Raw genomic sequence first — 11,776 nt, 5'->3', positions numbered from 1 at the left:
GGCCGCAGGGGCGTGACGCAGCCCGGGCCGCGTCAGACAACAGGTGATGGAAATGGCACAGACTTGGACTCCGAACAGCTGGCGGCAGAAACCCATTCAGCAGGTGCCGGATTATCCGGACCTTGCAGCGCTTGACGCCGTGGAAGGTCGTCTCGCGAAGTTTCCGCCACTCGTCTTTGCCGGCGAGGCTCGGCGTCTGAAGAGTGCACTCGCCAACGTGGCTGAGGGTCGTGGCTTCCTGTTGCAGGGCGGCGACTGCGCCGAGAGCTTCGCCGAGCATGGTGCCGACACGATCCGCGACTTCTTCCGCGCTTTCCTGCAGATGGCGGTTGTCCTGACCTTCGGTGCCCAGCAGCCCGTCGTCAAGGTCGGCCGTATCGCTGGCCAGTTCGCAAAACCGCGCTCCTCGGGCGTCGAGAAGCAGGGCGATATCACGCTGCCGAGCTACCGCGGCGATATCATCAACGGCATCGAGTTCACGGAGCAGGCGCGCGTCCCCAATCCGGAGCGGCAGATCATGGCCTATCGCCAGTCCGCCGCAACGCTCAACCTGCTGCGGGCCTTCGCGATGGGTGGCTACGCAAATCTGGAGAACGTGCATCAATGGATGCTCGGCTTCGTCAAGGACAGCCCGCAGGCCGAGCGCTACCGCAAGCTGGCCGACCGGATTTCCGAGACCATGGATTTCATGAAGGCGATCGGCATCACCTCGGAGAACCATCCGAGCCTGCGCGAGACCGACTTCTTCACCAGCCACGAGGCACTGCTGCTCGGCTACGAGCAGGCGCTGACGCGTGTCGATTCGACCTCCGGCGACTGGTACGCCACCTCCGGCCATATGATCTGGATTGGCGACCGTACCCGCCAGCCCGACCATGCACATATTGAATATTGCCGCGGTATCAAGAATCCTCTCGGCCTGAAATGCGGTCCGTCGCTGACCGCCGACGGCCTGCTGGAACTGATCGACTTGCTGAACCCCGCCAACGAAGCGGGCCGCCTGACGCTGATCTGCCGCTTCGGCCATGACAAGGTCGCAGAGCACCTGCCGCGTCTGATCCGCGCCGTCGAGCGTGAAGGCAAGAAGGTCGTCTGGTCGTGCGATCCGATGCACGGCAACACGATCACGCTCAACAACTACAAGACCCGGCCGTTCGAGCGGATCCTCTCGGAAGTCGAAAGCTTCTTCCAGATCCACCGTGCCGAGGGCAGCCACCCGGGTGGCATCCACGTCGAGATGACCGGCAACGACGTGACCGAATGCACGGGCGGCGCCCGCGCGCTTTCCGGTGACGATCTCGCCGATCGCTACCATACCCATTGCGATCCGCGCCTCAACGCGGACCAGGCGTTGGAGCTCGCCTTCCTGCTTGCCGAACGTATGAAGGGCGGCCGCGACGAGAAACGGATGGTCGTCAACGGTTGAAGGCAACAGTCGCGCCGATGGCTCAATTTTTCTGATTCATCGGCGGTTGTTCTGAATTTGACATAGCCGGGCCAGCTTTGTGAAGTTGGTCCGGCTTTTTGCTGCGATGGAGAGGGGAATGACGGAAATCCACGAAGGCGGCTGCCTTTGCGGCGCGGTGCGGTTCAAGGCGCAGGGAAAATTGCGGGAATTGATATTCTGCCATTGTTCCCAATGCCGAAAGCAGACGGGGCTCTATTACGCAGCCACGAATGTCCTCGACAGCCATTTGGATGTCGAAGGCGGTGAAGAAGTTACCTGGTACCGCTCCAGCACCGCCGCCCGGCGCGGCTTCTGCCGGCATTGCGGCTCGGCGCTGTTTTGGAAGGCGGACGGCCTCGACTATACGTCGATCCTCGCGGGGACATTTGACGCGCCGACGGGGCTCGCTCCCGGCTATCACATCTTCTGCGCGGACAAGGGCGACTTTTACGACATCGGCGACGACCTGCCGCGCTTTGCGGAGACATCGCAGTAGCAATTCAAAGTGCCACGGCGCCCGGGCGTCCAATTGGACGCCCGGGCGCCGTGGCGTCAGGGAAGCGACACCGCGGAGTGGTCGAAGGCATCGGCCAGAGCTTCGAACTTGACCGCTTCCCACGCGGCGTACTCCTCGACAAGCCGGCTGCTCAACCAGAAGCGGCCACGCGCCCCGTCGTCGCCCCTGCCGATGAAGCCGGCGGCTTCCGCACGCGCGAACAGGCGGCGTATATGCGTGTTCGAGATCACGTAGCGCTCCGCGAGCCGCGCGAGGTTCACATCGATCCAGACCTTGCCGTTGACGGCGAGGAGACTTGGGGGACGCGCCATCAGGTCGTCGAGGATCACTCCGCCGGATTCCGACCACACGAAGATCGCAACGCCTTCCGGGGGCTGCGTCCATCTTGGGTCCGAGAGCAGCCGTTTTGCGGCATGCGGCTGAGCGCGCTCGAATATGGTCGGATCGGTCTCGACGCTTCTTACCCGCGATCCGCCATCCAATAGGTCGAGCGTGCTCATCTGGGTCTTGAACCAAAGCCGCATGGCGTTCTCGCTGATCTCCGTCGGCTCGAGCGGACGCGTCCTTTTCGTGCGGCCGCCATTTGCCGGGCGGAGCAGTTTGTAGGCGATCAGTTCCGCAAGGAAGGCCGTTGCCGTGTTCCGGCTGGCAGCGCCCGTTTCGCGCATGATTTTCAGCAGTCGTGCCGCAGTGATGCCCGAGTCGGCATTGTCGCGGTCGCGCTGCAGATGCAGAGCATAGGCGGCTTGCGTCAGCATCCATTTCTGGTGCGCCGCCACCAGGCGCGCGATGCGTGGAAAGAGGTCGTTCATGGAAATCAGCGTACGCGCGCCCGCTTGCAAGACCTCAAGGAATTGAGGATTTTGCAATAGAGCGTCCACCTCGAAGGCGGGTCGAGTCTTCCGTTCGGCTACTTCCGTCCCAGCAAGCCGCTGCATTTCTTGCGCGTGCACCAGATCTCTCCAGGCACCGAATGCTCCGGCTACTCCGTGCCCCGGTGCAGTCAACATAAAATCTCACCATGGGCTAAACGCGCAAGTCCGCCTTTTGGGTTCACGCAAATGTTAAAGCAGTAAGTGTGACCGGCGCTTTGCGGGCCGCAACGGCTCATGGCATGCGACGGCGCGTGCATCCGTCCGGCCGGGGCCCACCGTACCCGTACAGAGCGGCGCTGGAAAACGGACATAGCATCGTCTCCGCGAAATTCATAGTTGATATGAATATGCGCATGCACCTGTACGATGCGCTCTAATTGTTAAGGTACCGTATCTATTTGAATTTTAGATAACCATTACTCGCGTTTTGGTTGACGCATTTTGGGTGCTGCGGCAAGCGTCTCCGTTCAGGCCGTACCGGATGGCCGGTGCTGAGCGATTTGGCGCGCCAGTTCGGCCACTCCGGCGCGCAGCTCGGTTATCTCGCGCAACAGGACATCATCGATCTTACGGTGAAGCGCGGAGGCGGCGAACCGGTCGCGCGCGGCTTGCCGGTTCTGCCACATCATGATGATCGGTGCATGCAGCGCCGCCAGCATCGAAAGCACCAGATTGAGAAAGATATCCGGTTCGGAGGTATATTTGGTGTATCGCGGAATGCCGTGAAGCCGTTTCAGCGACCAAAGAAATGTCGACCCGGCGCATGTACCGGGTCGACCAACTTTTTCGATTGGGACCTCAAGACCCGGCGCTGAAGAGTTCTGCGTGGGACTTGAAGAAGCGCTCGGTGCTGTAGCGCTTGCCGAACATCATATCGTGCTGCAGGAAGCGATAGTCGCGCAGCGACGGCGGGATCTTCGGCTGGCGCAGCCAGTCTGCGACTTCCCTGCCGTTCTTGCGGATCAGCATGTAGCGATCGAGAACGCGGAAATGGTCATGAACCTTTCCGAGGAATCCCGTGTAATACGGGTGCTCGTATCCGGCCTGCTTCAGGATCTGATAGGAAAGAAAGGCCGGGCTGATGCTGCCGATGTCCTTCTTCGCGCCGGTCTTGTTCGACCAGACGACGAGCGGCGTTTCGTGCTGCGCCTTCATCTGGTCCTTCGGACCCTTACGTTCCGCCGTAACGTCGCGCATATAGCCAGTGCTGGTATAGACGGTGTTGAGCGGCGGCAGGTGGTCGCCGAAGAGGACGATGATGGTCTCTCGGTCGCGCTTCTTGGCCCAATCCATGAGCATTTTCAGACTGTCGTCGGCTTCCTTGATGCCCTGCGCGTAGGTGGCGAGAACCTGGCGATCGCCTTCGGGCAGATCACCCTCGACCTTGATCGTGTTCTTCGCGTAGCGATTCGCCTCGTAAGGCCCATGGCCCTGCAGGGTCACGGCAAAGAAGAAGAAGGGATCGTCCATTGCGTCCGCCTGACGGATCACTTCCTTCGTCAGCGCTTCATCCGAGGCGAAGATGCCGCGCTTCTGCATCGGCGGCAGGTTCTCCTCCGAGCGGAACGTATCGAAGCCGAAGGCCTTGTAGACGGCGGTGCGGTTCCAGAACCAGCCCTGGAAGGGATGGATGGCGCGCGAGACGTACCCTTCGCCGCGGAAGAAGGTGGCGAGCGACGGGATCGGATTGCGGATATATTGCTGGTAGGGAATGCTGCCATAGGGCAGGAATGCGTTCGAAAAGCCTGTCAGCGCCTCGAACTCGACATTGGCCGTCATGCCACCGAATTCAGGCGAGAAGACATTGCCGCCCTGCAGTTCGCGGATAGTCGGCATCGGATCGGGCGTCAGCTTGACCTTGGGGAGGCGCGTCGGATCCCAGAAGGACTCGCTCATCAGCACGATGACATCCGGCTTGCCGCGATGCGTCGTTCCGGCGGGAAGCGGTTTTACGGGAATGCGGTCGATCGCATCCGCCATGTAGCCGGCCGGCGCACTGACATTGGCCATCGGCAGGTTGATTGCGAAGGCCAGCACGAAGCCGTTGTGCCGGTAGTTCTCGGTCTGGTCCCACATGATGGGGATGACCCGCAGCCGGTCGCGGATCCAGGAGAACTGGTTGTAGTCCATGATGTTCCAGAAGGCGACGAGCAGCGGCAGGGCGAAGGCCACCCGGGCGATACGCTCCCTGCGCGTCAGCTTCGGAAAGTTCCGCCAGGCGTAGCGCAGCAGCAGGCCGATCGCGGCGATCGCCGCCAGGATGCCGAGAACGACGCCGATGGCCGTCCACGGCCTGTCCTTCACCAGAACCGGCATCAGTTCCATGATCTGCCGGCCGAAGAGAAAATCGGTCGGATAAAGGGGATCGGACAGGAAGACTTGCTTTTGCTGGCAGATAAAGGCCGGCACGATGGCGAGCGGCGCGACGAGCAGCGCGCCCTTGTGTTCGCGTCCGAACAACGCGTCAAGTGCCAGCATGAAGAGAAAGAACGCGGCGACCGTCGTCCAGGCGGGCCGCATCGGGTCGATGAAATAGGCGACCGTGTCGGAGGCCGATTGGCGCACGATGAGCTCGACTGCAAAGACAATCGTCGATGCGATCGAAAGCGAGAGCAGCGCGCTGCGGGTGCCCGCCAGCGTCTTGGCGTGCCTGACGGAAAAGCCCGGCCGTTCGACATAGACCTGAGAGCCTCTCGCGGCGGAATCGATACTGGCCAAAAGCTTCTCCAATGTCACAAATTCTTCGTTCAACTGTCATACGACTGTCATCTTGAACAGGGGATGAATGGCGAAACGAGGGTGACGATCCCCAGGTTCCGGCCGCGTCGAAGGGCCGCGGGCTCGACCGGCAACCGGCGGGAACTTCAAGATTTTTTTGATTTTTTCGGGATCCGTGAATTGGGTGTGGGTTTTTTGCCGCCGGATGCGGTAAGAACAAGGCCCAAGTCGGATGCATTCGCCGAGAGAACACCGAAGGCCCGCCATGACCCCACAGAAAGCCGTCCCTTCAAAGCTGCGGATCGCCGTAGCCCAGCTCAATCCGACAGTCGGCGATGTCGCCGGCAACCTGGCAAAGGCGCGCGAAGCGCGTGCCGACGCGGCACGCCAGGGCGCCGATCTCGTGCTGTTCACCGAGCTATTCATTTCCGGCTATCCGCCTGAAGACCTGGTGCTGAAGCCGGCTTTCCTGAAGGCGTGCCTGCGCGCCGTCGAGAAACTTGCGGAAGAGACGGCGGACGGAGGGCCGGGGGTCATCATCGGTTTTCCCCGCCAGGCATCTGCGCAGCGGCATAACGCGGTTGCGGTCCTGGACGCGGGCAAGATCATCGCGGTCCGCGACAAGGTGGATCTGCCGAACTACGGCGAGTTCGATGAAAAGCGCGTCTTCGACGCAGGCGAGATGCCGGGGCCGGTGAACTTTCGCGGCATACGCATCGGCATCCCGATCTGCGAAGACATCTGGGGCGAGCTCGGCGTCTGCGAGACTCTCAAGGAGAGTGGCGCCGAGATCCTGCTCTCTCCGAACGGGTCGCCCTACTACCGCGGCAAGGTCGATGTGCGCCATCAGATCGTGCTGAAGCAGGTGATCGAGACGGGTTTGCCGCTGGTCTATGCCAATCAGCTCGGAGGACAAGACGAACTGGTTTTCGACGGCGCAAGCTTTGCCTTCGACGCGGACAAGTCGCTCGCCTTCCAGATGAGCCAGTTCGAGGAGGCGGTCGCGATCTCCGAATGGAGACGAGACGAGGACGGTTGGGTCTCAAGCAACGGGCTCCAGTCGCGTCTGCCCGAAAACGACGAGGCCGACTACCGGGCCTGCATGCTGGGGCTCCGGGACTACGTCAACAAGAACGGCTTCAAGAACGTCGTGCTCGGCCTGTCGGGCGGCATCGACTCGGCGATCTGCGCAGCGCTCGCTGTAGACGCGCTCGGCGAGGAGCGTGTCCGCACGATCATGCTGCCCTATCGCTATACGTCGCAGGAGTCGTTCAAGGATGCCGAGGCCTGCGCCAAGGCGCTCGGTTGCCACTATGACGTCGTTGCGATCGAGGAGCCTGTCGAAGGCTTTCTCAATGCGCTCGCCGATACTTTCGAAGGAACCGAATCCGGCATCACCGAAGAGAACCTGCAGAGCCGCACGCGCGGAACGATCCTGATGGCGATCTCCAACAAGTTCGGTTCGATGGTGGTGACCACCGGCAACAAATCGGAGATGTCTGTGGGCTACGCCACGCTCTACGGCGACATGAACGGTGGCTTCAATCCGATCAAGGACCTCTACAAGATGCAGGTCTATGGGCTGTCGCGCTGGCGCAATGGTGCCGTGCCGCCCGGAGCGCTCGGCCCCTCGGGCGAGGTCATTCCGCAGAACATCATCGACAAGGCACCCTCGGCGGAACTGCGGCCCAACCAGACCGACCAGGACTCGCTGCCGCCCTATCCGGTGCTCGACGACATTCTGGAGTGCCTGGTGGAGAAGGAACTGAGTACCGAGGAAATCGTCGCCCGTGGACATGACGAGGCGACGGTGCATAGGATCGAGCACCTGCTCTACATCGCCGAATACAAACGCCGGCAGTCGGCTCCGGGGGTCAAGATCACCAAGAAGAACTTCGGTCGCGACCGGCGCTATCCGATCACCAACCGTTTCCGCGACAGGGGCTAGGCTATGGATATCCTCTCCGAAGACACGGACGGTCGACAGGGCCGTCCAGAGTTCACGGACGAGGAAATCCGGCTCATGCGACTGTGGTCGGCGAGCGACATCTCCGCCGGCTGGCAGCTTTCGGCGCAGATCGGCTATTTCGCGACGCCTGCCGTCTTCGGGATCTATGGCGTTGCGACCGGAAGCCTCGCCGTCATCGGCGTTGCCTTCGTCTGCATCCTGCTCTTGCTCACCTGGGGTCTGATCTCGACCTGGCGGGAGCGACGCAATTCCATACTGATGCAATCGGTCTGTTCCAAGGTTCTGGCGACATTGCCGGCAGGTGAAGAAAAGAAATAGCGGCCTCGTACGGAGGAAAAGAGCATGCGCAGTTCCGTCGAAATCCATGACATCGTGACCGGCGAAACGCGGGTTGTCTGGCAGACGGACAGGCTGGTTGAGGCGCCGAACTGGTCGCGGGACGGCTCGCATCTGATCATCAACGGTGACGGCAGGCTCTATCGGCTCGGCCTCGATGGTTCCGAGCGGGTGGAGATCGACACGGGCTTTGCCACGCTCTGCAACAACGATCACGGTATTTCGCCGGACGGAAAGACGCTTGCGATCAGCGACAAGACCGAATTCGGCAAGTCGGCAATCTATCTGCTGCCTGCCGGGGGCGGTACGCCGCGGCTGGTGACGCGCAACCTGCCGTCCTATTGGCACGGCTGGTCCCCCAACGGGCAAACCTTGACCTATTGCGGGATCCGCGACCAGATCTTCGACATCTACACGATTTCGGTCGATGGCGGCGAGGAGCGTCGGCTGACGCATGGCGAGGGCCGCAACGACGGTCCGGACTGGTCGCCCGACGGCGCGTGGATCTATTTCAACTCGAGTCGCACCGGCCGGATGCAGATCTGGCGGGTGAGGTCCGACGGCAGCGACGTCCAGCGCATCACCGACAGCCCCTATGGCGACTGGTTCCCGCATCCGTCGCCGGACGGCAAGCACGTGCTCGTCCTTTCCTATGATGGCGACGTCTTCGACCATCCGCGCGATCTCGATGTGCGGCTCCGGTTGATGGATCCGGAAGGCGGCAATGCGCGCGTCCTGTTCGAGCTCTTCGGCGGGCAGGGGACGATGAACGTTCCGAACTGGTCGCCAACCGGCGAGGCCTTCGCCTTCGTACGATATCGGCAGGCATAAGCGACCGCGCCGGCGGTTGACTGCATTCTCACACAAGGGAGGACTTCATGGGGAAGGATTTCGCGCGGTTGGACGGCAAGATCGCCATCGTCACCGGCGGCACGCAGGGTCTCGGCGCCGCGATCGCGGCACAGTTTGCCGAACGCGGTGCTGCGGGCATCGTCATTTGCGGCCGAAATGCCGCCAAGGGTGAGGCTAAGGCGACCGAAATCGGCAAGGCCACCGGCACGAAGGTCGTCTATGTGGCAGCGGATCTGGAGCGGGTCGAGGACGCCCGCGCGGTGGTGGCGGCTTGCGACCGTGAGTTCGGCCGTGTCGATGCGCTCGTCAACGCTGCGGCGATCACCGACCGCGGCACGATCCTCGATACGACGCCGGTTCTCTTCGACCGCATGTTCGCGATCAACGTGCGCGCGCCTTTTTTCCTGATGCAGGAGGCGGTCAAGGTGATGCAGCGCGAGAAGACCGAAGGCACGATCGTCAATATCGGTTCGATGTCGGCAAAGGCGGGCCAGCCCTTCATTGCAGCCTATTGCGCGTCGAAGGGAGCCCTGGAGACGCTGACGAAGAACACGGCCTATGCGCTGCTGCGCAACCGTATCCGGGTCAACGGCCTCAATATCGGCTGGATGGCGTCGGAAGGCGAAGACCGCATTCAGCGGGAATACCACGGTGCTCCCGGGGACTGGCTGGAGAAAGCGGCGGCAAGCCAGCCTTTCGGACGGCTCGTCGATCCGGCCGAGGTCGCGCGCGCCTGCGCCTACCTCTCCTCCGACGAGTCCGGTCTGATGACGGGTTCCGTCATCTGCTTCGACCAGTCGATCTGGGGTGCCTATGACTCGTCGCCGCATCCGGAAGCGCCGCTTTGAGGCCCCGGCTGATCTTGCCTTTCACGTTCGCCTGTGACCATATGCGGCCGTCAGGTGCCCGCTTGCTGCGGGAGAATCGGGAAGCCGGTTGAATTCCGGCACGTGCCCAACGCTGTGATGGGGACGGCTGCACCAAGATAGTTCTGAACGATTTCAGAGCTTTGCCACTGGGTCTTTAAGCGATCTGGGAAGGCGGGAGTAGCCGCGTGATCCAAAGTCAGAAGACCGGCCTGGCAAGATAGACCGGCCCCGCATGGACGGCGGGAGGTTTTGCATTGTTGGGGATCGAACGATGCTGCCTGACCCGAGCGGCTGCCTTACGGCGGCCGGAGCCTTTTCGCCGGACGAGCGTGCCGCCGTCTACCGCGCCATCGAGACGCGCCGCGATGTGCGCGACGAGTTCCTTCCTCAACCGCTGCCCGAGCCGTTGATCGCCAGCTTGCTGGATGCGGCGCATCGCGCGCCGTCCGTCGGCTTCATGCAGCCGTGGAACTTCGTGCTCGTGCGCCGGAGCGAGACGCGGGAGAAGATCTGGCAGGCATTCCAGCGCGCCAACGAGGAGGCGGCTGGCATGTTTTCCGGCGACGCGCAGGCAAAATACCGGTCGCTCAAACTGGAGGGGATACGCAAGGCGCCGCTCAGCATCTGCGTGACTTGCGACCGGACGCGCGGCGGTGCGGTCATCCTCGGGCGCACCCACAATCCGCAAATGGACGTCTACTCGACGGTCTGCGCAGTCCAGAACCTCTGGCTCGCGGCGCGGGCCGAAGGGGTCGGCGTCGGTTGGGTCAGCATTTTCCACGAGGATGAAATCAAGGCGATCCTCGGTATACCCGAGCACATCGAAATCGTCGCCTGGCTTTGCCTCGGCTTTGTCGATCGGCTCTATCAGCAACCGGAACTGGCGGTGAAAGGCTGGCGACAGCGGCTGCCGCTCGAGGAACTGATCTTCGAGGAAGGGTGGGGCGTACGCGACGGCAAGACGTTGTCCGTTGGTCAGGTCATTCATTCTGCAGCGGCTGATAGCGCGGCCCCTGAGGATTCCTGAGATCGATCGCGCTCTCCTCCTTCGGCAGGAAGGCAGGGCCGACGACGCGGACCTTGCTTGTCGCCGGATCATAGGGGCGCTCTTCAACAGGCTTTGCACGCGACGACGCCGGGGATTGAGAAGGGGTGCTCTTGATTGTCACGACGGAGGGGCTGACCACCGAAAGCTTGCTCTCTGATGCGGTGCCTTTCCCGTCGACGGTCGCGACTCTGGGAATCTGGCAGCCGCAGATGCTGGGCGCGCCGACTCCACGCGTGCGGTACGCGTAGGCATTGGGGAGCTCCGTATACGGCCTGCCGGTCGACGCCGATACCATCTGCCCGCTCTCCTCGGTGGCGAGGACGTGGTAGTAGAGTTCCGTATCGGCGCCGGGGCAGCGTGCGCGGCATTGTTCGGTGTCGCGAGCGAAGTCGGCCGGTGTGGCATTCGACGAAATCGGGAAAAACGCCCCGTCGCAGGTGCGCACGCACATGGTTCTGAGGCCACCTGTTGCGCCGTCTTCCATGAAGGTGAAGTCGTCCGGCGGACCATCAAACAGCAAAGGATAGTCTTCGCCGTCAGGCGGAAAGTCTTCGAGGATGTTGCGGTGAACGTGGGCCTCTTCTTCGTTGAATCCGTCCGAGTTCGTCTCGTCCCAATTCAGGCCCGCTTCGGTCGAGCAATCGTTCAGGTCCATGGCAGCGAGAATCCGCCGGCGCATGTCGTCATTGCCTCTTGAAATCAAGTGCTGGCGTTGCGCCTTGAGCGTGCGGAGATTGTCCTCCATCCGCGTGATCGCGTCGTCGAGTTCGGCACAGGCAGCCTCATTTTCGCTGTCGACGTAGACGACCGAGTCGTTGCTGCACGCCATGCGCCGCCGTTCGTTCTTGGCGCGGCGAATTTCGATGTTCTGGCGTGAAACCGCGCCGGTGAAGTCGCGAAGATTGGCGGTCGTCGTGAAGGTCGCAGGAAGGTCCGCGAGGCGGGCGCTCAAGCGTTCGCAAACGCTTGCGGCCCAAGCTTGGTCGGCCGTACCCAATGCAAGCTGCAACAGCGCTGCTGCAAGGCGCATCATCCTCCAGGACGCCGTACATCGGGACACTGACACTCGTCTTTTCCTGCATTTCGCCCCACTGGTCGCGGGACAAGCGGGGGCGCCTGTTTCCCTCCATCATACGGCGTTGCCG

11 protein-coding genes and 1 riboswitch are annotated in these 11,776 nt (G+C 62.2%); of the genes, 7 read left to right on the top strand and 4 right to left on the bottom strand.

Translation table 11 applies throughout. The features are described from left to right. Positions 1-52: 52 nt before the first annotated feature. Both RHIBR816_RS0128175 and RHIBR816_RS0128170 read left to right on the top strand, forming a co-directional pair. Positions 53-1,426, top strand: a complete 1,374-nt coding sequence (locus tag RHIBR816_RS0128175; RefSeq protein WP_026187519.1) for a class II 3-deoxy-7-phosphoheptulonate synthase — start codon at positions 53-55, stop codon at positions 1,424-1,426. Positions 1,427-1,544: 118 nt separating this feature from the next. Next, positions 1,545-1,943: a GFA family protein gene (locus RHIBR816_RS0128170; protein ID WP_018239927.1), complete on the top strand. Its 399-nt coding sequence runs from the start codon at positions 1,545-1,547 to the stop codon at positions 1,941-1,943. Positions 1,944-1,999: 56 nt separating this feature from the next. On the opposite strand, the gene RHIBR816_RS0128165 is transcribed toward RHIBR816_RS0128170, so the two are convergent. The 3 genes from RHIBR816_RS0128165 to RHIBR816_RS0128155 form a co-directional block, all read right to left on the bottom strand. Beyond that, on the bottom strand, positions 2,000-2,902 hold the full coding sequence (locus tag RHIBR816_RS0128165; protein WP_018239926.1) for a hypothetical protein: 903 nt from the start codon (positions 2,900-2,902) through the stop codon (positions 2,000-2,002). 404 nt (positions 2,903-3,306) lie between these two features. Continuing rightward, positions 3,307-3,576, bottom strand: coding sequence for a DUF1003 domain-containing protein (locus RHIBR816_RS38095; protein WP_245262744.1), 270 nt, complete (start codon positions 3,574-3,576; stop codon positions 3,307-3,309). Positions 3,577-3,637: 61 nt separating this feature from the next. Next, the gene (locus RHIBR816_RS0128155) at positions 3,638-5,557 is read right to left on the bottom strand and encodes an LTA synthase family protein (protein WP_018239924.1); all 1,920 of its coding nucleotides are present in this window, start codon (positions 5,555-5,557) and stop codon (positions 3,638-3,640) included. Positions 5,558-5,822: 265 nt separating this feature from the next. Here RHIBR816_RS0128155 and RHIBR816_RS0128150 point away from each other — a divergent pair, with 265 nt between their 5' ends. The 5 genes from RHIBR816_RS0128150 to bluB all read left to right on the top strand — a co-directional run bounded on the left by RHIBR816_RS0128150 (position 5,823) and on the right by bluB (position 10,610). Then, entirely contained in the window at positions 5,823-7,505 is a 1,683-nt protein-coding gene (locus tag RHIBR816_RS0128150; RefSeq protein ID WP_018239923.1) for an NAD+ synthase, read from the top strand. A 3-nt stretch (positions 7,506-7,508) separates the two neighbouring features. Continuing rightward, positions 7,509-7,844: a hypothetical protein gene (locus RHIBR816_RS0128145; protein ID WP_018239922.1), complete on the top strand. Its 336-nt coding sequence runs from the start codon at positions 7,509-7,511 to the stop codon at positions 7,842-7,844. A 24-nt stretch (positions 7,845-7,868) separates the two neighbouring features. Then, positions 7,869-8,693: a TolB family protein gene (locus RHIBR816_RS0128140; protein ID WP_018239921.1), complete on the top strand. Its 825-nt coding sequence runs from the start codon at positions 7,869-7,871 to the stop codon at positions 8,691-8,693. A 47-nt stretch (positions 8,694-8,740) separates the two neighbouring features. After that, positions 8,741-9,562, top strand: coding sequence for an SDR family oxidoreductase (locus RHIBR816_RS0128135; RefSeq protein ID WP_018239920.1), 822 nt, complete (start codon positions 8,741-8,743; stop codon positions 9,560-9,562). A gap of 35 nt (positions 9,563-9,597) precedes the next feature. Next, positions 9,598-9,811, top strand: a riboswitch (cobalamin riboswitch). Between the two features lie 43 nt (positions 9,812-9,854). After that, on the top strand, positions 9,855-10,610 hold the full coding sequence (gene bluB, locus RHIBR816_RS0128130) for a 5,6-dimethylbenzimidazole synthase (protein ID WP_018239919.1): 756 nt from the start codon (positions 9,855-9,857) through the stop codon (positions 10,608-10,610). Here the strand turns inward: bluB and RHIBR816_RS0128125 are convergent. Next, on the bottom strand, positions 10,564-11,697 hold the full coding sequence (locus RHIBR816_RS0128125; protein ID WP_026187517.1) for a DUF2865 domain-containing protein: 1,134 nt from the start codon (positions 11,695-11,697) through the stop codon (positions 10,564-10,566). The genes bluB and RHIBR816_RS0128125 overlap by 47 nt on opposite strands. Between the last annotated feature and the right edge of the window lie 79 nt (positions 11,698-11,776).

Source organism: Ensifer sp. BR816 (assembly GCF_000378985.1).
Taxonomy (GTDB): domain Bacteria; phylum Pseudomonadota; class Alphaproteobacteria; order Rhizobiales; family Rhizobiaceae; genus Sinorhizobium.
Note: the sequence above shows the minus strand (reverse complement) of the source record. Positions and strands in the feature narration are given on the sequence as shown.